This window comes from Streptomyces hiroshimensis (assembly GCF_014650335.1).
GTDB lineage: Bacteria > Actinomycetota > Actinomycetes > Streptomycetales > Streptomycetaceae > Streptomyces > Streptomyces hiroshimensis.
This window is the reverse complement of sequence record NZ_BMUT01000002.1, coordinates 428623-451905: the sequence shown is the minus strand read 5'-3', so window position 1 is coordinate 451905 and position 23283 is coordinate 428623. Positions and strand designations below refer to the sequence as shown.

Genomic DNA, 23283 nt, shown 5'->3' with positions numbered 1-23283 from the left:
CTCAGAGCATCCTCTTCTTCTTCAGGTACGCCAGCAGCTCGTCGTACTGCCCGCCCTCGTTGGCGAACTGGGCGACGCTGCGCGCCGAGTCGAACCACGGGCCGGTCGACGGGCGCAGCTGGGCGAGGGCCGCGAGCAGGTCGTCCGTCTCGATCATGCGGGGCCGGCCGGTGCGGACCGAGTCCATCAGGGCGCGCTCGGCCGCGCTCTCGCACAGGTGGCGCAGGTCCGCGCCGGAGAAGCCGTCCGTGCGCTTGACCAGCTTGCGCAGGTCGATGCGGGCCACCGGGCGGTCCTTGAGGTGGTGGCGCAGGATCGACTCGCGGGCGGCCTCGTCGGGCGGCAGCACCAGCACCGTGCGGTCGAGGCGGCCGGGGCGGCGCAGGGCGGGGTCGACGTCCCAGGGGTGATTGGTGGCGGCGAGCACGAACAGGCCCTCGTTGGCCTGGGCGTCCACGCCGTCCAGCTCGGTCAGCAGCTGGTTGACCGTGGTGCGCAGGCCGGAGTGGCGGATCTGGCTGCGCTTGGCGCCGAGGGCGTCCAGCTCGTCGAGGAAGACGACGCAGGGGGCGTTGCGGCGGGCCGTCTCGAAGAGTTCGCGCAGGTTGCGCTCGGAGTTGCCGATCCACATGTCGAGGACGTCGGTGATGCTGACCGTCATGAAGCGGGCGCCCAGCTCGCCGGCGACGGCGCGGGCGATGTACGTCTTGCCGCAGCCGGGCGGCCCGTACATCAGCAGTCCGCCGCGCAGGCTCTTGCCGTAGAGCTTGCGGAGTTCGGGGTTGCGCATGGGGGCCAGGAAGGCGGCCTGGAGGCGCTCCTTGACCTGCTCCATGCCGCCGACGTCGGCGAGGGAGAGGCCCGCGGTCTCCACGTCCCAGGCGCTGACGCCGGCCGGGTCGTCCTCGCCGTCGGCGGACAGCGGCTGCGGCTGCTGATCCGGCTCCGGCTCCGCCTCCGAGGACTCGACGAAGCGCGGCGGGATGACGTCGGACAGCTCGTCCTCGGCCTGCTTCCAGTCGTAGCGGGGCGGTTCGGCGGGCGCGGGGGCAGGTGCGGGGGCGACCGGCGCCGTGGCCGGGGCCGTCACCGGCGGGGCGACGGCGCGGGCGATCAGCGCCTGCGCCTCCGCATTGCCCGGTTCCCGCTGCAGGGCCGCGGCGACCTGGGATATCGCGTCCTGGCCGTGCCCCGCTTCGAGGAGGAGCTGGGCGAGGTGCAGGCGCAGGGGCACGTCGTCGGGCGCGGCGTCGACGGCCGCGCGCAGGCTCTTGATGAGCGGGGACTCTTCGGGCATGGACCAAGGGTAAGCGGGGGCCGGGGAGGGCTCTTTACTTGGATTGCTGATGCCCGTCCTGCCAGTGTTTGTCACCCTTGTTGTCCACGGGCTTGTCGCCCTTGTTGCCCTTGTTTCCGGTGCTCTTGTCGCCGCCGCCTTTGCCGCCGCCACCGCCGCCGCAGTCGCCGCCGCCGTTCGTCACGCCGCTCCCCGAGCAGTCGCCGAGGACGCTCGCCGTGAAGACCGTCTTCCCGTCGACCTTCGCCGTCAGCTTCCCCTGCACGCACGAGTCGTCGTAAAGACCCGTCACCCGCCCGTAGACGATGATCTTCTGCCCGCCGCTGGTGCGGCCGTCGCAGTCGACCCCGACGGCGGTGACCGGGCGCGCGCCGCCCTTCTCCGTCACGCCGGGGTCCTCGGCCTTGCCCGTGCAGGTCAGCCACTGGACGGGATAGCCGTCGTGCTCCAGTCGGGCGGTGGCCCGCTTGTCGGCGGTCACGGCGACGATCACCGAGTCCAGCCCGCCCGGGCCCTCCTGGCGGCAGCCGGTGAGCCCCACTGCGGCCGCGGCCGTGAGCGCCACCGCACCCGCTGCACACAGCACCGATCGTCCCCGTAGGCGCCTCAATGCCCGCATACGCGGCAGTTTCCCACTCACGGGCGCCGGGCGGAAGGCCGGGCCGGTCCGGCAACGTCCCAACTCCCCATGATCGACCGTAAGTTCGGAAACACAGGATTTATCAATTACGTACCTGAGTTTCACCTGCCCCCCTTAATCTCTCCTGCGAAGGGGGACACACGCGCACTGGGGAGTCGCGTGAGGGGGCATTCAACGACGCTGCGGGGGCCGGGGGGTCTTGGCCGCCGTGCGGCTCGTGGCTGACTCAGCGCTTCAGGGCGCGCCCACGGCATCGGTTCAGGGGGGAAATCTTTGCTGACGTCCGTATTGGTCTGCGCCGTGTCACTGGCACTGTTCTGGATGGCCGCCTTCACGCTGTGGTGGCAGATGCACGCCTGGCGCACGCCCGAGACGCTCGCGGCGACGCGCTTCGAGCCGGCCGGTGACACCGGCGCCCTGTCGTTCTCGCTGCTGGTGCCCGCCCGGCACGAGCAGGCCGTCCTCGAACACACCGTCAGACGCCTGCTGGAGTCCACGCACGCGCGCTACGAGATCCTCGTCATCGTCGGGCACGACGATCCGGAGACCGCGGAGGTCGCCGAGCGGATGGCCGCCGCCGCGCCCAACCGCGTCCGGGTGATCACCGACACCCACGCCGTGAAGAACAAGCCCAAGGCGCTCAACACCGCGCTCCCGCACTGCCTGGGCGACGTGGTGGGCGTCTTCGACGCCGAGGACCAGGTGCACCCCGCGCTGCTCGCGCACGTCGACCACGCCTTCCGCAGCACCGGCGCCGACGTCGTGCAGGGCGGCGTCCAGCTCATCAACTTCCACTCCAGCTGGTACAGCCTGCGCAACTGCCTGGAGTACTTCTTCTGGTTCCGCAGCCGCCTGCACCTGCACGCGGAGAAGGGCTTCATCCCGCTCGGCGGCAACACCGTCTTCGTCCGCACCGATGTGCTGCGCGAGGCGGACGGCTGGGACGCCGAGTGCCTCGCCGAGGACTGCGACCTGGGCGTCCGGCTCTCCAGCAAGGGCAAGCGCGTCGTCGTCGCCTACGACCCCGAGATGGTCACCCGCGAGGAGACCCCGGGCTCGCTGATGAGCCTGCTCAAGCAGCGCACCCGCTGGAACCAGGGCTTCCTGCAGGTCTACCGGAAGCGGGACTGGCGGCAGCTGCCCGGCTTCGGGCAGCGGCTGCTCGCCCGCTACACCCTGATGACACCGTTCCTCCAGGCCTTCACGGGCGTGGTCGTCCCGCTCAACATCGCGGTCACGCTCCTGCTCCACGTCCCCGTGTACGTCGCGTGGCTCACCTTCCTGCCGGCCGTCACCGCCCTCGTCACCTTCGTCTTCGAGATCGTCGGCCTGCACGACTTCGGCGTGCAGTACGGCCTGCGCGTGCGCTTCGTGCACTACCTCAAGCTCGTCCTCGGCGGCCCCTGCTACCAGCTCCTCCTCGCCGGAGCCGCGATCCGCGCGGTCTGGCGCGAGCAGCGCGGCCGCAAGGAGTGGGAACTCACCGCCCACGCCGGCGCGCACCTCAGCCGAGAGGACGTCACGACGTGACCGCCGCCTTCCCCGCCGCCCCGGCCCGCCCGGCGGCGGCCCTCCGCCACGCCTCGGCCCGGCCCGCGGCCCGCCCCGTGCTGCGCCTGCGCCGCTCCCGCCCCGACCTCCTGCTGTGCGGACTGCTACTGGTGGCCGTCCTGCTCGTCCAGGGCTGGAACATCACCGGCTACCCGGGCCTCAGCGACGACGAGGGCACGTACCTGGCCCAGGCGTGGGCCGTCCAGCAGGGCGAAGGCCTCGCCCACTACACCTACTGGTACGACCACCCGCCGCTGGGCTGGATCCAGATCGCCGCGCTGACGTGGCTGCCCTCGCTCGTCTCGCCCGAGACGCTGACCGTCGCCCCGATGCGCTGCGCGATGCTCGCGGTCACGGCGGCGAGCTGCGTCCTGCTCTACGTACTGGCGCGCCGGCTCGGCCTGCAGCTGTGGGCCGCGGGCCTGGCCACGGCCCTGTTCGGGCTGTCCCCGCTCGCCGTCGTCCTGCAGCGGGAGATCTTCCTCGACAACATCGCCGTGATGTGGATGCTGCTGGCCTTCTGCCTCGCGGCCTCCCCCCGGCGGCACCTGTGGCACCACTTCGGCGCGGGCGTGGCCGCCGCGGTCGCCGTGCTGTCGAAGGAGACCATGCTGGTCGTCCTGCCCGCGCTGCTGGTGACCATGTGGCGGCACAGCCACCGCGACACCCGCAAGTTCGCGGTGACGGGCGCGATCACCGTGTGCGTGCTGATCGGCCTGTCCTATCCGCTGTTCGCGCTGCTCAACCACGAGCTGTTCCCCGGCCCGGGGCACGTCTCGCTCGTCGACGGCGTCACGTACCAGATGAGCCGGGCCGGCTCGGGCTTCCTCCTCGACACCTCGTCCGCCGCGCACGACGTGCTGGGCTCCTGGCTCTACTACGACCGGGTGCTGCCCGCCGGCGGCCTCGCCGCCGCCGTCGTGCTCCTGGCCGCCTTCCGCCGCTCCGTGACCGGCCGGGCGCTCGCCGGGCCCGCGCTGGCCGTGCTGCTCCTGGCGGCCGTGGCCATGCGCCCCTCGGGCTACCTGCCCGCCATGTACGTCATCCAGGCCCTGCCGTTCCTGTCCCTGGCCCTCGCCGGAGCGGCCGCGTCCGCCGGCTGCGCGCTGCTGCGCACCCGGCCGGGCTTCCGCCGGCGCTGGTACGCGGCGCGCTGGACCGCCCTCGTCCTGCTCGGCGTGACGGCCGCCGCGTACGTGGTGCCGCGCTGGTACGACGGCGACCGCGCCGCCCTCACCACCGACGTCAACGCCCCCTACCGCGCCGCGAAGGCCTGGCTGTCCGACCGGGGCAACGTCCCCGACCCGGCCCGTACGCGCATCCTCGCCGACGACGCGATCTGGCTCGACCTGGTGCACTCGGGCTACGGCCCGGGCACGGGCGCCATCTGGTTCTACAAGGCCGACCTGGACCCGGCCGTGAGCAGGACGCTGCCGCGGGGGTGGCGGGACCTGGACTACGTGGTCGCCTCGCCGACGGTGCGGCGCGACGCCTCCCATCTGCCGCTGGTCAAGGGGGCGCTGGAGCACTCGGAGGTGGTGGCGGCCTTCGGGCGGGGGGACGACCGGATCGAGGTCCGGCGGGTGGGGCAGAGAGGGCTTGGTGGGCAGGGCGGACGGGACGGGCGGGGCGGACCCGCGGAGGGCGCCCCGTGACGCTCTTCGAGACGGGGGCGCCTCAGGGGGCGGACGCGGCCGAGGCCACCGCTGAGGCCACCACGGAGGCGGCGCCCCAGGAAGGGTTCCGCTTCCCGGGGCGCCTCGCGACGCTGCACGCCTCCGCCCCCTGGGCCCGGATGCTGCTGTTCGGCCTCATCGGACTCACCGGCTTCCTGCCCAACCTGCTGGGCCTGCACCTGCTGACGGTCGCCGGGCTGCACTACGTACCGGCGGAGATCGCCGCCAACCAGCTCGGTGTGCTCTGGAACTTCCTCCTGATCGAGCACCTGCTCTTCCGCGACCGGCGCCGCCACCGCCACTGGGCGGACCGGGTGGCCCGCTTCGCGCTCCTCGCCAACGCCGATCTGCTGCTGCGGATCCCGCTGATCGCGCTGTTCGCCGGCGTGCTGCACCTCGGCGTGCTGCACGCGACGGTCATCGCCCTGCTGACGACCTTCGTGCTGCGGTTCGCGGCCACGGAGGCCCTGGTCTATCTGCCGCGCAAGGCCCGCAAGGGCCCCGAGAGCCGCAAGAGCCGCAAGAGCCGCGAGCGGCACAGTGGAGAAGGGACGGATGCATGACCCTGCCGACGGGACGGAACCTGCTGAGGGGACACAGCAGACGCAGCAAGCGCAGTAGACGCAGCAGACGCGCACGGCTGGCGGCGGCGATGCTCGTGACCTGCGCGGCCTCCGCCGGTCTGCTGCTGTCGTCGCCCGGCCCGGCCAGCGCCGGCTCGAACCTGCTGGTGAACCCCGGCTTCGAGTCCGTACGCGGGGACGGGGAGCCGGCGTGCTGGGAGAAGTCCGGCTGGGGCGACAACGACTTCTCGTACGCGCTGACGGGTGCCGCGGAGGCCCACAGCGGCGGGCGGGCGCTGTCGGTGACACTCACCCGGCGGCTGAGCGGGGACCGCAAGGCCCTGATGCTGGAGGACACCTCCTGCGCGCCGAACGTGAGCCCGTCCCACCAGTACGACCTGTCCCTCTGGTACAAGTCGACGACGCCTGACGCGTCCGTCACCGTCTTCCGGCACGACGTGAAGGACGGCTGGCAGTACTGGACCGATCTGAAGACCCTGCCGGTGAGCGCGGGCTACGCGCGGGCGGAAGTCCGTACGCCCGTCGTGCCGCCCGGCACGGACCAGATCACCTGGGGCGTCTCGGTGTACGGCACGGGCACGGTCACCACCGACGACTACGCGATGGAGGACGCCACCCAGCCGGCGCCCGGCGACGCCTGCACCGCGGGCGACGCGTGCACCAAGGGCAGCTGGGCCGTGATGCCGTTCAGGAACCCCGTCCGCAGCATGCACTCGGTCGTCCTGCGGAACGGCAAGGTGCTGCTCGTCGCGGGCTCCGGCAACGACCCGGAGCTGTTCAAGGCGGGCACGTTCACGTCGGCGGTCTACGATCCGAAGACGGGGGCGATGAAGACCGTCCCGACGCCGGTGGACATGTTCTGCGCGGGCCACGTCCAGCTCTCCGACGGGCGCGTCCTCATCATGAGCGGCAACAAGGCCTACCCGGCGGCCGACGGCAGCCACGGCTACGAGGGCTTCAAGGACTCGTACCTCTTCGACCCGGCGACCGAGTCGTACGTGAAGACGAACGACATGAACGACGGCCACTGGTACCCGTCCGCGACGATCCTCGGCAACGGCGACGTGATCTCCTTCGGCGGGCTGCGCGAGGACTCCACGGGCAGCGTGACCGCCGAGAAGTTCAGCCAGGCGCAGCAGAAGTGGCTGCCGGTGAACGAGGTCAACCAGACCTGGTCGTACTGGGGCCTGTACCCGTCGATGATCCTCATGCAGGACGGGCGGCTCTTCTACTCCGGCAGCCACGTGTTCGGCAACGGCACGCCGGGCACGGGCGCGTCGGTCTACGACTACGGCACCAACAAGATCACGGACGTGCCGGGGCTGCAGGACAAGGACCACCGCGACCAGTCGGCGAGCGTCCTGCTGCCGCCCGCGCAGGACCAGCGGGTGCTGACGATGGGCGGCGGCAACGTCAACACCAACCCCGAGGCGAACCGCTACACGGACATCATCGACCTGAAGCAGCCGAACCCGGCGTACACGCCGGGCCCGCTGCTCCCGCAGGGCGAGGTGGACCAGGGCCGGGGCCGGAAGCCGGAGACGGGCGGCCAGGGGAAGATGTACGTCTCGGCGGTCCTGCTCCCGGACGGCAAGGTCCTGGAGACGGGCGGCGGCCTGCACGACCGGGCGGACCCGGTCTACGAGGCGTCGCTGTTCAACCCGGCCGCGGGCACGTTCCAGCCGGGCCTGGCGACGGACCCGATCCCGCGGACGTACCACTCGTCGGCGTTCCTGCTGCCGGACGGGCGGGTGATGGCCGTCGGCGACAACCCGGGCAACGGCACCTTCGACGACCACGTCTCCGTCTACACCCCGCCGTACCTGTACAAGGGCGCGCGCCCGCAGATCACGTCGGTCGCGACGGACCAGTGGAGCTACGCGAGCACGCAGCGGATCACGGTGGACCGCCCGGTGGTCAAGGCGGAACTGATCCGCCCGGCGGCGGTCACCCACTCCTCCGACCCCAACCAGCGCTTCGTCGACCTGCCGATGAGCGTCGGGTCGGACGGCAAGACGATCGACCTGAACGTGACGAGCAACCCCGACCTGGCGCCGCCCGGCTGGTACATGCTCTTCACGGTCGACGCGGCGGGGGTGCCGTCGGTGGCCTCGTGGGTGCACCTGGGCGGGCCGCAGGCGATGGCGGCGGAGGCGAGCCCGAGCGCGAGCCCGATGGTGCACGGCTTCGCGGGCGGCATGCCGCACTCCGCGGAGAAGAAGCCGGAACCGAAGCGCACGTCGGCGAAGGTGGACACCCGGATCGCAGGCTGCGACCGCCACTACGGCGCGGAGAACGTGTGCGTGCCGACGGTGTTCCCGAAGGCGGTGGCGCCGACGACCGCCGCGCGCTGCGAGTGGCTGGGCAAGCACGGCTACAAGGGCCTGAGGGTGAACGGGAAGGACGATCCGCTGAGGCTGGACCCGGACGGGAACGGGAGGGTGTGCGGATGAGTACGTAGCCGCCGGACTGCGGCCCCTGCCGGGGGAACTCGCGGCGGGGGCCGCATATGATCCGGCATCATGCGTATAGCAATTCCCGCCCTGGTCGCCGTCGGCGGCCTCGCAGCGGTCGTCTTCGGTCTGCGTCTCGCCTTCAACATCGGCGGCGCCGCCGACTCGTACGCGGCCATGGCCCGGGCGCGGTCCGAGCGGATCTACCGCCGCCTCACCGGCTCCGACAGCCTGAGCCTCCCGTCCGTCACCCACAGGGGCCTCACCACGACCAACTTCCGTCTGCGTGGTGCGGCCCTGACGTTCGCAGGCCTCCTGATGACGACGGCGGGAACGGCTCTCCTGTCGATGCGCCTCTAGACATCCCGTGGATCGGCAGCCGCCAACAAGCCGATCACCGGAGGCCCTTCCCGGTACGCCCAGGTGGACGGCCGACGCAGCGCCTCCTCAAGAACGTCGCCGGTCAACCGCTCCCCGGCCTCATGCGCCGGCCACTCGTCGCTCCGGTAGACCTCGACGTATCCGGCGCGCTCCCACCGGCCGATGATCTCGGTGAAAACGGGAACGACGGCCGAGCACTCGGCATCATCTCCGCCACGGGTCCAATCGGCCACGACGGACCAAAGGGGCGACATTTCCCGGGCGTTGACGAGAACGCATTCCTCTTCCTCGGACAGCTGGTCCACGGTCACTCCCACCCCTTGGCCGCAATCACTCCATGTGGCACAGCGCAAACGATCATGCCAGTCGGGGTCCGGAACCGGAACCCTCTGCCCCCGGCGGGGACTGGCGTCGGAGTTGGCCCGGGGTGGTGGCGAGGCGTTCGCGGAGGAGAGTGGTGAGGGTGGTGGCGTTCTCGTAGCCGACGCGGCGGGCCACGGCGTCCGTCGGCAGCCCGGTCGTACGGAGCAGGTGCGCGGCCTGTTCGAGACGGATGCGCTGCGCGAAGCGGAGGGGCGAGATACCGAGGACGCGGTCGACCGCGCGCTGCAGGGTGCGCTCGCTCACGCCCAGGCTGCGGGCGGCGTCCGCGATGCGCAGGGGCCGGTCGAGGTGTTCGCGCACCCAGCGCTCGTACCCGGCGACCATCGGGTCGGTACGCGCCAGGTGGCCGGGCACGGCGTAACCCGCCTGGGCGGGGCGGGTGTCGATGAGCAGGTAGCGGGCGGTGAGCTCGGCGAGGGCCGGGCTGCCGTCCCGTACGAGCGAGAGCGCGAGGTCCAGGTGCGCCGTGGCGGCGCCGGCCGTGCTCACGCCCGGCGCGTGGGTGAGCATGCGCGTCTCGTCCAGCAGGACCTCGGGGTAACGCTGCCGGAAGTCGGGAGCGAGCCACCACGTGGTGGTGGCGGGCTGCCCGTCGAGCACCCCGCTCTCGGCGAGCAGAAACGTGCCGGTGCAGGCGGCGGCGAGGGGCGTACGGGCGGCGCGGGCCTGCCGGACGAGTTCCCGTTCGGGCGCCTGGTCCGGCGAGGCGACCCACGCGGTCAGCGGCCCCGGCCGCTTGTGCCCGACTCCGGGCACGACAAGGGCGCCGGGCGCCGGGGCGGCCTCCGGAGCCACGGTTTCCACCCGGTGCCCGACGGCGGTCCGTACGGGCCCGCGCGGACTGACGCAGGCCACCTCCCACGGGGGCGGGGGCTGCGGCACCTCGTGGCGCAGTTCGTTGGCCGTCCGCAGGACGTCGAGCACGGACGCGAGCCCGGAGTCGAACACGCCGTCCACGACCAGAACCGAGATCTTCACGCCGGAAACGGTAAGGGAGGCGCCGGGTCCGCCAGGGGGACGGCGTGGCCGGGGCCCGTCGATTGCCCGCATGACCACACCGAAGGACGCGCGAACGTGCGTACGCACGAACGGGGGAGCGGGCTCGTCCCGTGCCGGTCGGGCGCTGTCAGCGAGGGACTTCACCCTCACCGTTGCACGAAGTGCACGGTGCTTCGTGCTGCCACCCCTCCTCGTCCTCCCACTCGATCTTTCCGCTCCCCTGGCACGATGAGCACAGCGGCATCAGTACCGACACCCCGATCCGGTCGTATACGGCGTCCTCTTCCAGGAGGATCGCGCCCACCCCTGGCGGCGCGTTCTTGGTGACCTTGATCCGCAGACGGCCTTCCCACGTCCCGGCGACAACGCCCTCAACCCCGTCGGCCCAGCCTGTACCGCTCGCTTCGACACGGATCCTGTCGCCATCCCGGACAGCCACTGCCGATCACTCCCATCGCCCTGTTTCCCCGTCAGGGAGCCATGCTGCTGCTCACGGACAGTGGCACACAAGCCGTCCCGGCCACCCGCTATGTGCCGCCGCCCGGCTCCCATTGCGGCAACTCCGGGATCAGCAGCGCCGCATAGCCCGTAAAGCGCCGGGTTCCGCAGCGGTCGCACCTCGCCGCGTCCCCCTCCTGCGTCCACCCCGACACATGCGCGCACCTCACCACGAGCCTGCCGACCACGGTGGTCACCCGGTCGCCCCTTCCACGACGCGGTGCGCGTTGCGGAAGTGCCTGCGTACGGCGATGGCCGCGTCCACGGCCCCCTCCCCACCCCGCGCTACCGCCTCGCGCCGGGCCGCCTCCAGTTCGGCGCACTCCTTGCACCCGACCAGCGATACGGACGACGCTGCGCGGGCGTGCCGCTCGGTCACCTCGGCGATGTGGCCACCCACGCTCACCTGCAGCCGGCCGCCGCCCTCTCCCCCACGCAGCCGCAGCCGCAGCGGTGCCCCTGCGGGGGCCGGCGCGTTGGCGATGAGCTCGGCCGTCAACGTCTCGGCGGCGTCCGCCAGTTCCGTCATTCCGCGCTCCCCGAGGACGGCCCGCAGCACGGCCCGTGCGACCGCTTGTGCGGACGGGTCGCATGGCAGTTCGAGGGTGTACGTCCAGGGCAGCGGTACGGATACGGTTGCCACGAGGCCTCCCGACGAAGAGGTGGATTGGGCCATCCGAGGTGGCCCGCGTCACACCGTAGCGGCCTCATGAGATACATCCCATGGAAAGCGTGGGATGCGTCCCACTTGCAATCCGTTCGAGCGATGGCGTCATACACATGCACGAGCAGCGAAGGAACGCGATGCCACCGAGTACACCTCCACCGACCATCCGGCGGCGTCGCCTGGGCGCTGAACTGCGCAGGCTTCGGGAGCGTGCCGACCTGACCGCAACAGAGGCCGGGGCGCGTCTCGGCATCACGCAGTCGCGAATCAGCAGCATCGAAGCCGGGCGCTACGGTGTAAGCGCCGACCGGGTACGCGCCCTGGCACGTGCCTACGACTGCTCGGACGAATCGCTCGTCAACGTACTTGCCACGATGACAGGCGAACGCAAGCGCGGCTGGTGGGAGGAGTATCGCGAGCTGCTACCGGCGAACCTGATCGACATCACCGAACTTGAGCACCACGCCACGGCCGTGCGCGTGACCCAAGTGGTGAACATCCCCGGGCTGCTCCAGAGCAGCGAATACACACGCGCCGTCTTCCGCGAAGCTGTACCGACGCTGCTGCCCCACGAGATCGAGCACCGGGTTTCTCATCGGATCAAGCGCCAAGCAGTCCTCTACAAGGACAACCCGCCACCCTACGAAGCCGTTGTCCATGAAGCCGCCCTGCGTATGCAGTTCGGTGGGGCCGAGGCTTCCAGAAACCAGCTCAAGCACCTGATCGACATGAGCGAACGGGAGAACATCACCATTCTGGTGATCCCCTTCGGGGTGACCTTCCCCAGCACGGGCGTGGGAGTTGACTACTTCCACGGTCCGGTCTCCCAGCTCGACACCGCAGCAGTCGACATCGCTTACAAGGACTCGTTGATCGACGCCCCGGCACAGCTGGAGAGGTACAGCGCAATGCTCAGCAGGATGCGTGCAATCGCTCTCGATCCCGAGCCTTCACGTAACCTCATCCACCGTATTGCCGAAGCCACCTGAGAGGAGTCGACTGTGACCGCACTGCACTGGCAGAAGTCCACCTACAGCGAGCATGGCAGCTCTTGCGTCTACCTCGCCGCCACCCCCGGCGGCACCGTCCTCCTCCGTGAGAGCGACGCCCCCACCGACATAATCGCCGCGCCGCCGAGCAGACTGCGCCCCCTGATAACCCGCATAAAAACCGGAACGCTCAGCGCGAGCGCCCCCCGCTGACGCGGCGGGCCGCCGGTACCCCCGTATCCGGCGCCCCGCCGCGACCGTTCCGTAGGAGTAGCCTCGCCGAGAAGGGGCCCGCCGGGCCATAGGAAGATCTTCCTACGCCGGAGCTGCGCCACCGAGGCTCCGGCCGCTGCCGGTCATGGTGCGACCTCCGGCGCAAGTGCTAGCTTGGTATGCGTGCGGCTGGGCGCCCGGTTGCACACATAGAGACCCCCGTCCCGGAGGGCTAGTCCGTGACGAGGGTCGACCGAAACCGACTCGGACGGCGTGTGGCCGTCAGCCCTCAGGTTCTGTGAGGACTGCCGGTCACCGTCCGGTCAACCACCTCCCGAACTCGCGGATCACCGCGAAGATCCGTTCGCGAAGAGGCTTCTTCCGGTGGCGTCCCATGGGCGCCCCCTCCCTACAAACGCACCCTGCCCGGGGGTGCTCCGGGAGGACGCCCACGCCGGGCGCCCTGGGCGAGCGTCCGGAGAGATGTATCCACGTCCTCGTGGGAGGGGGCGCACTAGGTGCGCCGCAGGTCACAATACCGCTTCCAGGCAGTCGAGTTGGGGCCGGACGAGTCACCCGTTCAGGCGACCAGCCCCTCCGCCCGCGCCACGACCAGCGTCGACACCCGGTTGTTCGTGCCCAGCTTTCGATAGATCCGTTCCAGGTGGCGGTTCACCGTGTGCGGGGAGATCGCCAGGCGGCGGGCAATGGCGGCCGCGGTGAGGCCCTCGGCCAGCAGGCCGAGCACCGTCGCCTCGCGCGGCGTCAGATCACACGACGGCACGGGAGCCACCGCACTACGCAGCCGCTTCAGTTCGTACACGTGGCTGGCCATCGTGCGGATCACCGGCTGGATCCGGGTCAGGAAGGCGAGGTCGTGCGGTGTGAAGTCGCCCCGGCGGCCGATGAGGGCGACGCACATCTTGCCGTCCTCGCAGGCGAGGGGCACGCCGACCTGCTGGGTGACGCCGAAGTCGCGGCGGGCTTCCTCGTACCAGGCGGTGTTGCGCCAGCCGTCGCAGATGTCGGCGATGTTGACGGGGGCCTGTTCGGACAGGCCGTAGTCCAGGAGGGGGTGGCGTTGCCGGATGCGCCGCTGGACGAGGCCGTCCACGACGGTGCTCAGCTCGTCCGGCGCCCACCCCCGTACCGTCCCCGTGCCTTCCGACAGCAGTACTTCGGAGAACGTGGCCGAGTCACAGCCCAGGGAGTCCAGGAGCTCCCGGGAGATCACATGCCAGACCGAGTCGACGTTCTCGTTCTCCAGGACCGCGACGACGAGATCGAGCATCTGGCCGTAGTCCCGTGTACGGAGTTGTGCTGCCATGGCAGACCTCGCTCCCCCCTCGTGACCCCCGTCATCCTCATACCTCTCGAAGTCGTCTTACTCGGACCGCGGGCCGCAGGCCACACCGCCCGGAACCCTCAGGACCAGCGGCCCGTACGCCCCAGCAGCAGCGCCGTGGCCGCCGTGCCCGCCGTCGACGTGCGCAGGACGCTCGCCCCCAGGCGGTACGGCCGGGCGCCCGCCTCGGCGAAGGCCGCGAGCTCCTCGGGGGAGACGCCTCCCTCGGGGCCGACCACGAGGACGATATCGCCGGTCGGAGGCAGCGGGGCCGTGGCGAGGGGGGCGCTGTGGCCCTCCTCGTGGAGGACGGCGGCGAAGGCCGCGCCGGCGAGGAACGCGGCGACCTGGCGGGTCGTCATCACCTCGGCGACCTCGGGGAAGCGGAGGCGGCGGGACTGCTTGCCGGCCTCGCGGGCCGTGGCGCGCCACTTGCCCAGCGACTTCAGACCGCGGTCGCCCTTCCACTGGGTGATGCAGCGGGAGGCGGCCCACGGGACGATCGCGTCGACGCCGGTCTCGGTCATCGTCTCGACGGCGACTTCGCCGCGGTCACCCTTGGGCAGGGCCTGGACGACGGTGATACGGGGTTCGGGCTGCGGCTCGGAGCGTACGGACGTCACCGCGACGTCGAGCCGGTCCTTGCCCTCGACGGCGGCCACGGTGCCGAAGGCACCCGTACCCTGACCGTCCGTCAGGCCGATCTCCTCGCCGACCCGGAGGCGGCGGACGGAGACCGCGTGGCGCCCTTCGGGGCCGTCGAGGGGGAAGACGGTACCGGGAAAGACACCCGTCAGGGCGTCCTCCTCGACCAGGAACACCGGCGCTGTCATGACTTGCTCCCTCGCATTTCACTGCCCCGCATTTCACTGCCCCGCGTCTCGCTGCCGCGCGATTCGCTGTCCCGCGATGCGCTCCCCCGTACCGTGCCCTGCTCCCCCTGCGTCGATGTACCGCGCGCCGCGTCGAGTTCGCCGATGAGCGTCTCGACGAGCGCGGCGGCGGGCAGGGGCCGGACCAGGCGGTGGCCCTGGCCGGCCCACAGGGCCATCGCCTGCGGGTCGCCCGCTTCGGCGGCGGCCTTGCGCAGCCCGGCCGTCAGGTAGTGGACCTGGGGGTAGGCGGCGGGGGCGTACGGGCCGTGCTCGCGGATGAAACGGTTCACCAGGCCGCGGGCGGGGCGGCCCGAGAAGGCCCGGGTGAGCTCCGTACCGACGAACAACGGGTCGGTCAGGGCCTGTTTGTGCAGGGCGTGGGCACCGGACTCGGGGCAGGCCAGGAAGGCGGTGCCGAGCTGCGCGGCGCTCGCGCCCGCGGCGAGGACGGCGGCTATCTGCTCGCCGCGCATCAGCCCGCCGGTGGCGATCACGGGGAGGTCGACGGCGTCGCGGACCTGGGCGAGCAGGGACAGCAGGCCGAGGCCCGCGCCCGCGCCGTCGGCGTGCGGGTCGTCGCGGTGGGTGCCCTGGTGGCCGCCGGCCTCGACGCCCTGGGCGCACACGGCGTCCGCTCCGGCATCGCGGGCGGCCAGCGCCTCGGCGGCGGAGGTCACGGTGACGACGGTCAGCGTGCCGACGGCGGCGAGGGCGGCGACGGCCTCGGGCGAGGGACAGCCGAACGTGAACGAGACGACCGGCACCGGGTCGTCGAGGAGGATCGCGAGCTTCGCGTCGTAGGCGTCGTCACCGCCGTGATCCCGGTCGCCGAGCGGCGTCTCGTACCAGGCGGACTCGCCGGCGAGCTGCTCGGCGTAGACCTCGACGGCGGCAGGGTCGGCGACGGGGGGCTGCGGCATGAACAGATTCACACCGAAGGGCGCGGCGGTGCGGGCGCGAAGCTGCTTGATCTCTTCGTACATCGCCGCGGGCGTCTTGTACCCGGCGGCCAGGAAGCCGAGGCCGCCGGCCTCGCAGACCGCGGCCGCGAGCGCCGGCCCCGAGGCGCCGCCGGCCATGGGCGCCTGCACGACCGGGTGCCGGCACAGGCCGGCGAGCGCGGAGGCCACCCTGGGTTCGAATGCCATGACCACATCGTGTCACAGACCATGTCAATCACCGGACGGGCTCGATCCGAGCCCGTCCGGTGAAAAAGACCACAGAGAACCGTAAGGGCTCAGCGCCCGTTGAACGCGTCCTTCAGCCGCGAGAACAGCCCCTGCTGCCCCGGCTTGCTGTGCCCGCCCGGGGGCCAACCCCCGGACCCCCGGCCCGGCGCCTACCGCCCGTTGAACGCGTCCTTCAGCCGCGAGAACAGCCCCTGCTGCCCCGGCTTGAACTCGCCCATCGGACGCTCCTCGCCCCGCAGCTTCGCCAGCTGCCGCAGCAGGTCCTCCTGCTGCGGGTCCAGCTTGTTGGGGGTGATGACCTCGACGTGCACGATGAGGTCGCCGCGCCCGCCGCCGCGCAGGTGCGTGACGCCGCGCTGGTGCAGCGGGATCGACTGACCCGACTGCGTGCCGGGCCGGATGTCGATCTCCTCGATGCCGTCCAGGGTCTCCAGCGGCACCTTGGTGCCGAGGGCCGCGGCCGTCATCGGGATGGTGACCGTGCAGTGCAGGTCGTCGCCGCGGCGCTGGAAGACCGTGTGCGGCTTCTCGTGGATCTCCACGTAGAGGTCGCCGGCGGGGCCGCCGCCGGGGCCTACCTCGCCCTCGCCCGCGAGCTGGATCCGGGTGCCGTTGTCGACACCGGCCGGGATCTTGACCGTCAGGGTGCGCCGCGAGCGGACGCGGCCGTCACCGGCGCACTCCGGGCAGGGGGTGGGCACGACCGTGCCGAAGCCCTGGCACTGCGGGCACGGCCGGGAGGTCATGACCTGGCCGAGGAAGGAGCGGGTGACCTGCGAGACCTCGCCGCGGCCGCGGCACATGTCGCACGTCTGGGCGGAGGTGCCGGGGGCCGCGCCCTCGCCGCTGCACGTGGTGCAGACGACGGCGGTGTCGACTTGGATCTCCTTGGTCGTCCCGAAGGCGGCCTCGTCGAGGGTCACTTCGAGACGGATCATGGCGTCCTGGCCGCGCCGGGTGCGCGAGCGCGGGCCGCGCTGCGACGCCTGTCCGAAGAAGGCGTCCATGATGTCGGAGAAGTTGCCGAAGCCCGCGCCGAAGCCACCGGCGCCGCCACCGCCCCCGGATGCCGAGAGCGGGTCGCCGCCGAGGTCGTAGACCTGCTTCTTCTGCGGGTCCGAGAGCACCTCGTAAGCGGCGTTGATCTCCTTGAACCGCTCCTGCGTCTTCGGGTCCGGGTTGACGTCCGGGTGCAGCTCGCGGGCGAGGCGGCGGAAGGCCTTCTTGATCTCGTCCTGCGAGGCGTCGCGGCGTACGCCCAGGACCGCGTAGTAATCCGTGGCCACTTACGACTCCGCCAGGATCTGTCCGACGTAACGTGCCACTGCGCGTACCGCTCCCATCGTTCCGGGGTAGTCCATGCGGGTCGGTCCGACCACGCCGAGTTTGGCGACTGCCTCGTCGCCCGAACCGTAGCCGACGGCGACGACCGATGTGGAGTTCAGTCCCTCGTGAGCGTTCTCATGGCCGATGCGCACCGTCATCCCGGAGTCCTTGGCCTCGCCCAGCAGCTTCAGCAGCACGACCTGCTCCTCCAGCGCCTCCAGCACGGGCCGGATGGTGAGGGGGAAGTCGTGACCGAAACGGGTGAGATTGGCGGTGCCGCCGATCATCAGCCGCTCCTCGGTCTCCTCGACCAGCGTCTCCAGCAGGGTGGCCAGCACCGTAGAAACGGTTCCGCGGTCCTCCTGCTCGAAGGACTCGGCCAGATCCGCCACCAGCTGCGGGACGTCCGTGAACCGGCGGCCCACGACGCGGCTGTTGAGCCGGGCGCGCAGATCCGCGAGAGAGATCTCACCGATCGGGGCCGGGCAGTCGATCATGCGCTGCTCGACCCGCCCGGTGTCCGTGATCAGCACGAGCATGACGCGGGCCGGAGCCAGCGAGAGCAGCTCCACATGGCGCACCGTCGAACGGGTCAGCGACGGATACTGCACCACCGCGACCTGCCGGGTCAGCTGCGCCAGCAGGCGGACCGTGCGCCCCACGACGTCGTCCAGGTCGACGGCGCCGTCCAGGAAGTTCTGGATGGCGCGCCGCTCCGGCGTCGACAGGGGCTTGACGCCCGCCAGGCGGTCGACGAAGAGCCGGTAGCCCTTGTCGGTCGGGATACGGCCGGCGCTGGTGTGCGGCTGGGCGATGAAGCCCTCCTCCTCCAGCGCGGCCATGTCGTTGCGCACCGTGGCCGGGGAGACGCCCAGCCGGTGCCGCTCGGTGAGGGCCTTGGAGCCGACCGGCTCCTCGGTGCCCACATAGTCCTGGACGATGGCGCGCAACACCTCGAGCCTGCGTTCGCTCAGCATCGCGCGCACCTCCAAGTCCAGACCGTCTTACGGGGCCCGTTCCTGGCACTCAGCAGTCGCGAGTGCCAAAGCCCTCCAGCCAGTGTACGGCCGTGCACCACAGGCAGGGCAAGAGCCGTCCCCGCCGCGTGCCCGCGGGGGCCCGCCGGGCGGGCAACCGTACCGCGCTCCCGCTAGCGTCCTGGTATGGACAGCGGTCAGCAAGGCCAGGGGGATGCAGCACGGTGGGAGCGGCTCGCGCCGGGCGTCGCGCGCCGCCGAATGCCGACGTGGGACGCCACCGTAGGGGTCGTCGCGGGCAGTACGGGCGTGCTGCTCGTGGACACCGGGTCGACGGTCGCGGAGGGCGCGGAGCTCGGGCGCGAGGTGCGCGAGCTGTTCGGCCGGGGAGTGACGCATATCGCTCTGACGCACCCCCACTTCGATCACGTCTTCGGCACGGCGGCCTTCCCGGGCGCGGAGGTGTACGGGGCCGTGGGCGCCGCCGAGCTGATGCGGCGCGAGAGCGAGGAGCTGCGCCTGGACGGCGAGCGGTACGGGCTCGCGCCCGAGGCCGCGGCGGAAGCCGTCGAGCGGCTCGTCACGCCCCGGCACCCGGTCAGCGGGGAGCTGACGCTGGACCTGGGCGGCGGGCGGCAGGCGCTCCTCGCCAACCTCGGGCCCGGCCACACCGCGCACGATCTGGCGGTCTTCGTCGCGGGCTCCGGCGGGGCGCCCGAGGTCGTCTTCTGCGGGGATCTGGTGGAGGAGTCCGGCGAACCCCAGGCGGGTCCGGACGCGCTGCCTCACCGGTGGCCCGCGGCCCTCGACCGGCTCCTCGCGCTCGGCGGCGAGGACGCGGTGTACGTACCGGGGCACGGGGCGGTGGTGGACGCGGCGTTCGTACGGGCGCAGAGGGACGCCTTGGCGGCGCGCTTCGGCGTGTCGTAACCGTGAGTCGTAGCCGTGCGTCGTAGCCGTGAGTCGTAGCCGTGCGCGCCGCGGGAAGAATGATCTCCATGCGCAGCAGACAGTACGGACCCGATCTCACTCCCCCGTGGAAGAAGCAGCAGCCCGCGCCCGAGGTGCCCGCGGACGTCGATCTCGTGGTCGAAGAGGTCACCACCGGGTTCTGCGGAGCGGTGATCCGCTGCGAGAAGACGGCGCAGGGGCCGGTGGTCACCCTGGAGGACCGCTTCGGCAAGCACCGCGTCTTCCCGATGGAGCCCCGCGGCTTCCTGCTGGAGGGGCGCGTCGTCACCCTCGTACGCCCCACGGGTGCGGCACGCACGCCTGCCGTGCCCGCACGGACGGCCTCCGGCTCGATCGCCGTCCCCGGAGCCCGGGCCCGCGTCGCCCGGGCGGGGCGCATCTACGTGGAGGGCCGCCACGACGCGGAGCTCGTGGAGCGGGTGTGGGGCGACGACCTGCGCATCGAGGGCGTGGTCGTCGAATACCTGGAGGGCGTCGACGACCTCCCGGCGATCGTCCGCTCCTTCGCCCCCGGACCGGACGCCCGGCTGGGTGTCCTGGTCGACCACCTCGTGCCGGGGTCGAAGGAGTCGAGGATCGCGGCGGAGGTGACGGGCGAGCACGTACTGGTCGTGGGTCACCCGTACGTGGATGTGTGGGAGGCGGTCAAGCCGTCGTCCGTGGGCATCCGGGAGTGGCCGCGGGTGCCGCGGGGGCAGGACTGGAAGACCGGGGTTTGCCGGGGGCTGGGGTGGCCGGAGAACACGGGGGCCGCGTGGCAGCGGATCCTTTCGGGCGTGCGCTCGTATAAGGACCTTGAGCCGGAATTGCTGGGGCGCGTGGAAGAATTGATCGATTTCGTGACGGCCCCCTGACCCCGGGCGCCGGGCGCCGGGCGAGCTGAAAGTTTCAGCCCGTCCGGCGTTTGAGGACGACGCGCGTCAGCGCGGACAGGGGGCTGGGGCGCAGCCCCAGGAAACGGCGAAAGGGTGGGACCGGGGCTCAGTCCACCAGGTCCCGCACGACCGCATCGGCGAGCAGCCGCCCCCGCAGGGTCAGCACGGCGCGGCCGGCCTCGTACGGGCCGGAGGCCAGCAGGCCGTCCGCCAGGGCGCGCTCGGCCGCCGCCAGGCCCGCCGGCTTGAGCAGCGACAGCGGGCACCCGTCCACCAGCCGCAGCTCCAGCAGGATCCGCTCCACCCGCTGGTCCTCCTCCGGCAGGACCTCGCGGCCCGCGCCGGGCGACCGTCCCTCGGCCAGCGCCTGCGCATACGCGCCCGGGTGCTTCACGTTCCACCACCGCACGCCCCCCACGTGGGAGTGCGCGCCGGGGCCTGCGCCCCACCAGTCCGCGCCGCGCCAGTAGAGCTCGTTGTGGCGGCAGCGGCCGGCGTCGGTCGTGGCCCAGTTGGAGACCTCGTACCAGGAGAAGCCCGCGGCCGTGAGCGCCTCCTCGGCGATGAGGTAGCGGTCGGCGTGGACGTCGTCGTCGGTCATCGGGACCTCGCCGCGGCGGATGCGGCGGGCGAGCTGGGTGCCCTCCTCGACGATCAGCGCGTACGCGGAGACGTGGTCGGGGCCGGCGCCGATGGCCGCGTCCAGCGAGGCCCGCCAGTCGTCGTCCGACTCTCCGGGGGTGCCGTAGATCAGGTCCAGGTTGACGTGCTCGAAGCCGGCCGCGCGCGCCTCCGCGACGCAGGCCTCGGGGCGGCCCGGCGTGTGCGTGCGGTCGAGGATCTTCAGGACGTGCTGCCGGGCGCTCTGCATGCCGAAGGAGATCCGGTTGAAGCCGCCCTCGCGCAGCTCCGCGAGATAGCGCGGGTCGACGGACTCGGGGTTGGCCTCGGTGGTGACCTCCGCGCCGTCCGCGAGGCCGAACTCGTCGCGGATCGCCGCGAGCATCCGTACGAGGTCGGCGGCGGGCAGCAGCGTGGGCGTGCCGCCGCCGACGAAGACGGTCTCGACGGGGCGCGGGTCGTCGCCCAGCACCTTCCGCGCGAGGCGGATCTCCTCGGCGACCGTCTCGGCGTAGTTGTCCCGCGAGGCGAGCGCGCCGCCGGAGCCGCGCAGCTCGCTCGCGGTGTACGTGTTGAAGTCGCAGTACCCGCAGCGCGTCGCGCAGTAGGGCACGTGCAGGTAGAACCCGAGCGGCCGCTGCCCGGCGCCGGCAAGGGCGTGGCGGGGCAGGGCCCCGTCCTCGGGCATGGGTTCGCCGTCAGGCAGTACGGAAGGCATGGGTCCATTGTCCGGCATCGCCGGAGCGGGCCGGCCGGGCCGGGACCGCGCCGGTTCCGCACCGGCCGGGTCACCTCCCTGCGATCACTTCTCGCGGGCCCCCTCGTACATCTCCTCGATCAGGTCCTTGTAGCGCCGCTCCACGACCGGCCGCTTCAGCTTCAGGCTCGGCGTGAGCTCGCCGTGCTCGACGTCGAGGTCGCGCGGCAGCAGCCGGAACTTCTTGATCGTCTGCCAGCGCTGCAGGCCCTCGTTGACCCGCTCCACATAGCCCTGGACGAGCTCGGTGGTCTGCGGGTCCGCGACGACCTCGGCGTAGGACTTGCCGGCCAGGCCGTGCTCGGCGGCCCAGGTCATGAGGGTGGGCTCGTCGAGGGCGAGGAGAGCGGTGCAGTAGTTGCGGTCGGCGCCGTGCACGACGGCGTTGGAGACGAAGGGGCACAGCGCCTTGAAGCGGCCCTCGATCTCGGTCGGTGCGACGTACTTGCCGCCCGAGGTCTTGATCAGGTCCTTCTTGCGGTCGGTGATGCGCAGATAGCCGTCGGGCGAGAGCTCGCCGATGTCGCCGGTGTGGAACCAGCCGTCGCTCTCCAGGACCTCGGCGGTCTTCTCGGGCAGGCCGTGGTAGCCGGCCATGATGCCGGGGCCGCGCAGCAGGATCTCGCCGTCGTCGGCGATGCGGACCTCGGTGCCGGGCAGCGGCTTGCCGACGGTGCCGGTGCGGTAGGCCTCGCCGGGGTTGACGAAGCTGGCGGCGCTGGTCTCGGTGAGGCCGTAGCCCTCCAGGATGTGGATGCCGGCGCCGGAGAAGAACAGGCCGATGTCCACGGGCAGCGCGGAGGCACCGGATACGCAGGCGCGCAGCCGGCCGCCGAAGGCCTCGCGGATCTTCGCGTAGACGAGGGCGTCCGCGATCTTGTGCTGGGCGGCGAGGCCGAAGGGGACGGTCCTGATGCCGGTGCGGCGGAAGTTGTCCTGCGAGACCCTGGCATACTCGCGGGCGACCTCCGCCGCCCAGCGGAAGATCTTGTACTTGGCCCCGCCGCCCTCGCGGGCCTTGGCGGCGACGCCGTTGTAGACCTTCTCGAAGATGCGCGGGACGGCGGCCATGTAGGTGGGCCGTACGGCCTGGAGGTTCTCGGCGATCCGGTCCTGCCGCCCGTCGATCGCGCTGACGTGCCCGGTGCTGATCTGGCTGCAGGTCAGCACCTTGCCGAAGACGTGGGCGAGCGGCAGCCACAGGAACTGCACGTCGTCGGGGCGGACCATGCCGGTGGCCTGGATGGCGCGCGCCATGTACGACCAGGTGTCGTGGGGCAGGCGGACGCCCTTGGGGCGGCCGGTGGTGCCGGAGGTGTAGATGAGCGTCGCGAGCTGATCGGAGCGCAGGGCCGCGATCCGCTCGCGGACGGTCTGGGGCTCGGCCTCCAGGCGGGCGGCGCCGCGCCGCTCCAGCTCGGCGAGGGAGAGCACCCAGCCGTCGGGGTCGCCGTCGGCGGGGATCGCGTCCTTCTCGTCGATGACGACGACGTGGGCGAGCCCGGGCAGGTCGGCGCGGTGCTCGCGGGCCTTGGCCAGCTGGGCGGCGTTCTCCGCGATGAGCACCCGGCTCTCGGAGTCGGAGAGGATGAACGCCGTCTCCTCGGCGTTGGTGCTGGGGTAGACCGTGGTGGTGGCGGCGCCGGAGCAGAGCACCCCGAGGTCGGCCAGGATCCACTCCACGCGGGTGGCGCTGGAGAGGGCGACGCGCTCCTCGGCCTGCACGCCGAGGTCGGCGAGGCCCGCGGCGATCGCGAGGATCCGCTCGGCGGCCTGGCCCCAGGTGAGCGAGGCCCAGGTGTCGGGACCCTGGCCGGAGGGGGCGGGGACCGGATAGCGGTAGGCCTCCGCGTCGGGTGTCGCCTCGACGCGTTCGAGGAGGATCGTCGCCACGGAGGGCGGCCGGTTCTCGATCAAAGCCTGTGTCTCGGTCACGGCGTCCTCCGGGGCCCGAATTCGTTGCTGGTGACTCACGAGTAACCTTCCAAGCAGTGATCAGCGTAAGCCGCCCGG

At 71.7% G+C, this 23283-nt stretch carries 21 protein-coding genes and 1 pseudogene; 9 read left to right on the top strand and 13 right to left on the bottom strand.

Features of this window, described 5'->3' with window-relative positions; genetic code table 11:
* Position 1 precedes the first annotated feature (1 nt).
* On the bottom strand, positions 2-1297 hold the full coding sequence (locus IE241_RS07315; RefSeq protein ID WP_190020786.1) for an ATP-binding protein: 1296 nt from the start codon (positions 1295-1297) through the stop codon (positions 2-4).
* 34 nt (positions 1298-1331) lie between these two features.
* Positions 1332-1862, bottom strand: a complete 531-nt coding sequence (locus IE241_RS07310; protein WP_190020785.1) for a hypothetical protein — start codon at positions 1860-1862, stop codon at positions 1332-1334.
* Between the two features lie 348 nt (positions 1863-2210).
* Here IE241_RS07310 and IE241_RS07305 point away from each other — a divergent pair, with 348 nt between their 5' ends.
* The 5 genes and pseudogenes from IE241_RS07305 (at position 2211) to IE241_RS07285 (ending at position 8561) form a co-directional block, all read left to right on the top strand.
* On the top strand, positions 2211-3467 hold the full coding sequence (locus tag IE241_RS07305; protein ID WP_190020784.1) for a glycosyltransferase: 1257 nt from the start codon (positions 2211-2213) through the stop codon (positions 3465-3467).
* Positions 3464-5143, top strand: coding sequence for an ArnT family glycosyltransferase (locus tag IE241_RS07300; RefSeq protein ID WP_373300599.1), 1680 nt, complete (start codon positions 3464-3466; stop codon positions 5141-5143). Before IE241_RS07305 ends, IE241_RS07300 begins: the two co-directional genes overlap by 4 nt.
* 74 nt (positions 5144-5217) lie before the next feature.
* Positions 5218-5727, top strand: a pseudogene (locus IE241_RS07295) (GtrA family protein); the annotation flags it as partial.
* Between the two features lie 89 nt (positions 5728-5816).
* On the top strand, positions 5817-8201 hold the full coding sequence (locus IE241_RS07290) for a galactose oxidase early set domain-containing protein (protein ID WP_229898952.1): 2385 nt from the start codon (positions 5817-5819) through the stop codon (positions 8199-8201).
* A gap of 69 nt (positions 8202-8270) precedes the next feature.
* Positions 8271-8561: a hypothetical protein gene (locus IE241_RS07285; RefSeq protein WP_190020782.1), complete on the top strand. Its 291-nt coding sequence runs from the start codon at positions 8271-8273 to the stop codon at positions 8559-8561.
* Here the strand turns inward: IE241_RS07285 and IE241_RS07280 are convergent.
* The 4 genes from IE241_RS07280 to IE241_RS07270 form a co-directional block, all read right to left on the bottom strand.
* Positions 8558-8887 (bottom strand): hypothetical protein, encoded by a 330-nt coding sequence (locus IE241_RS07280; RefSeq protein ID WP_190020781.1) that lies wholly within the window; start codon positions 8885-8887, stop codon positions 8558-8560. The two genes, IE241_RS07285 and IE241_RS07280, sit on opposite strands and share 4 nt — an antisense overlap.
* 52 nt (positions 8888-8939) lie before the next feature.
* The gene (locus IE241_RS07275; RefSeq protein ID WP_229898888.1) at positions 8940-9944 is read right to left on the bottom strand and encodes a GlxA family transcriptional regulator; all 1005 of its coding nucleotides are present in this window, start codon (positions 9942-9944) and stop codon (positions 8940-8942) included.
* A 548-nt stretch (positions 9945-10492) separates the two neighbouring features.
* Positions 10493-10633, bottom strand: a complete 141-nt coding sequence (locus tag IE241_RS34915; RefSeq protein ID WP_373300618.1) for a DUF6255 family natural product biosynthesis protein — start codon at positions 10631-10633, stop codon at positions 10493-10495.
* Positions 10634-10656: 23 nt separating this feature from the next.
* The gene (locus IE241_RS07270; RefSeq protein WP_190020779.1) at positions 10657-11106 is read right to left on the bottom strand and encodes a hypothetical protein; all 450 of its coding nucleotides are present in this window, start codon (positions 11104-11106) and stop codon (positions 10657-10659) included.
* A gap of 137 nt (positions 11107-11243) precedes the next feature.
* Between IE241_RS07270 and IE241_RS07265 the strand changes: the two genes are divergently transcribed.
* Both IE241_RS07265 and IE241_RS07260 read left to right on the top strand, forming a co-directional pair.
* Positions 11244-12119: a helix-turn-helix domain-containing protein gene (locus IE241_RS07265; RefSeq protein WP_229898886.1), complete on the top strand. Its 876-nt coding sequence runs from the start codon at positions 11244-11246 to the stop codon at positions 12117-12119.
* Between the two features lie 12 nt (positions 12120-12131).
* Positions 12132-12332 carry a DUF397 domain-containing protein gene (locus IE241_RS07260; RefSeq protein WP_190020778.1) on the top strand — a complete coding sequence of 67 codons (201 nt, stop codon included), beginning with the start codon at positions 12132-12134 and terminating at the stop codon, positions 12330-12332.
* A 580-nt stretch (positions 12333-12912) separates the two neighbouring features.
* On the opposite strand, the gene IE241_RS07255 is transcribed toward IE241_RS07260, so the two are convergent.
* From IE241_RS07255 to hrcA, 5 genes are all read right to left on the bottom strand, one after another.
* Positions 12913-13659 carry a helix-turn-helix transcriptional regulator gene (locus IE241_RS07255; protein ID WP_190020777.1) on the bottom strand — a complete coding sequence of 249 codons (747 nt, stop codon included), beginning with the start codon at positions 13657-13659 and terminating at the stop codon, positions 12913-12915.
* Positions 13660-13757: 98 nt separating this feature from the next.
* Complete coding sequence (locus IE241_RS07250) at positions 13758-14510, bottom strand: 16S rRNA (uracil(1498)-N(3))-methyltransferase (RefSeq protein ID WP_190020776.1); 753 nt, start codon at positions 14508-14510, stop codon at positions 13758-13760.
* The gene (locus tag IE241_RS07245; protein WP_373300598.1) at positions 14507-15700 is read right to left on the bottom strand and encodes a nitronate monooxygenase; all 1194 of its coding nucleotides are present in this window, start codon (positions 15698-15700) and stop codon (positions 14507-14509) included. The genes IE241_RS07250 and IE241_RS07245 overlap by 4 nt, the downstream gene beginning before the upstream one ends.
* A gap of 191 nt (positions 15701-15891) precedes the next feature.
* Entirely contained in the window at positions 15892-17028 is a 1137-nt protein-coding gene (gene dnaJ / locus IE241_RS07240; protein WP_190020775.1) for a molecular chaperone DnaJ, read from the bottom strand.
* The gene (hrcA, locus tag IE241_RS07235; RefSeq protein ID WP_179080842.1) at positions 17029-18045 is read right to left on the bottom strand and encodes a heat-inducible transcriptional repressor HrcA; all 1017 of its coding nucleotides are present in this window, start codon (positions 18043-18045) and stop codon (positions 17029-17031) included.
* 186 nt (positions 18046-18231) lie between these two features.
* On the opposite strand from hrcA, the gene IE241_RS07230 reads away from it, so the two are divergent.
* Positions 18232-18975, top strand: a complete 744-nt coding sequence (locus IE241_RS07230) for an MBL fold metallo-hydrolase (RefSeq protein ID WP_190020774.1) — start codon at positions 18232-18234, stop codon at positions 18973-18975.
* 68 nt (positions 18976-19043) lie between these two features.
* Positions 19044-19871, top strand: a complete 828-nt coding sequence (locus tag IE241_RS07225; RefSeq protein WP_190020773.1) for a DUF3097 domain-containing protein — start codon at positions 19044-19046, stop codon at positions 19869-19871.
* A gap of 127 nt (positions 19872-19998) precedes the next feature.
* On the opposite strand, the gene hemW is transcribed toward IE241_RS07225, so the two are convergent.
* Together hemW and IE241_RS07215 are read right to left on the bottom strand one after the other, a co-directional pair.
* The gene (hemW, locus tag IE241_RS07220) at positions 19999-21231 is read right to left on the bottom strand and encodes a radical SAM family heme chaperone HemW (RefSeq protein WP_190020772.1); all 1233 of its coding nucleotides are present in this window, start codon (positions 21229-21231) and stop codon (positions 19999-20001) included.
* An 84-nt stretch (positions 21232-21315) separates the two neighbouring features.
* A complete protein-coding gene (locus tag IE241_RS07215) occupies positions 21316-23205 on the bottom strand; it encodes an AMP-dependent synthetase/ligase (RefSeq protein ID WP_190020771.1) in 1890 nt (629 codons plus the stop codon).
* Positions 23206-23283 lie beyond the last annotated feature (78 nt).

Coding starts and splice junctions, on each gene's coding strand:
- IE241_RS07315 (WP_190020786.1), bottom strand. CDS start 1,297: ATGCCCGAAGAGTCCCCGCTCATCAAGAGCCTGCGCGCGGCCGTCGAC.
- IE241_RS07290 (WP_229898952.1), top strand. CDS start 5,817: ATGCTCGTGACCTGCGCGGCCTCCGCCGGTCTGCTGCTGTCGTCGCCC.
- IE241_RS07285 (WP_190020782.1), top strand. CDS start 8,271: ATGCGTATAGCAATTCCCGCCCTGGTCGCCGTCGGCGGCCTCGCAGCG.
- IE241_RS07265 (WP_229898886.1), top strand. CDS start 11,244: ATGCACGAGCAGCGAAGGAACGCGATGCCACCGAGTACACCTCCACCG.
- IE241_RS07255 (WP_190020777.1), bottom strand. CDS start 13,659: ATGGCAGCACAACTCCGTACACGGGACTACGGCCAGATGCTCGATCTC.
- IE241_RS07250 (WP_190020776.1), bottom strand. CDS start 14,510: ATGACAGCGCCGGTGTTCCTGGTCGAGGAGGACGCCCTGACGGGTGTC.
- IE241_RS07245 (WP_373300598.1), bottom strand. CDS start 15,700: ATGGCATTCGAACCCAGGGTGGCCTCCGCGCTCGCCGGCCTGTGCCGG.
- hrcA (WP_179080842.1), bottom strand. CDS start 18,045: ATGCTGAGCGAACGCAGGCTCGAGGTGTTGCGCGCCATCGTCCAGGAC.
- IE241_RS07230 (WP_190020774.1), top strand. CDS start 18,232: ATGGACAGCGGTCAGCAAGGCCAGGGGGATGCAGCACGGTGGGAGCGG.
- IE241_RS07225 (WP_190020773.1), top strand. CDS start 19,044: ATGCGCAGCAGACAGTACGGACCCGATCTCACTCCCCCGTGGAAGAAG.
- hemW (WP_190020772.1), bottom strand. CDS start 21,231: ATGCCTTCCGTACTGCCTGACGGCGAACCCATGCCCGAGGACGGGGCC.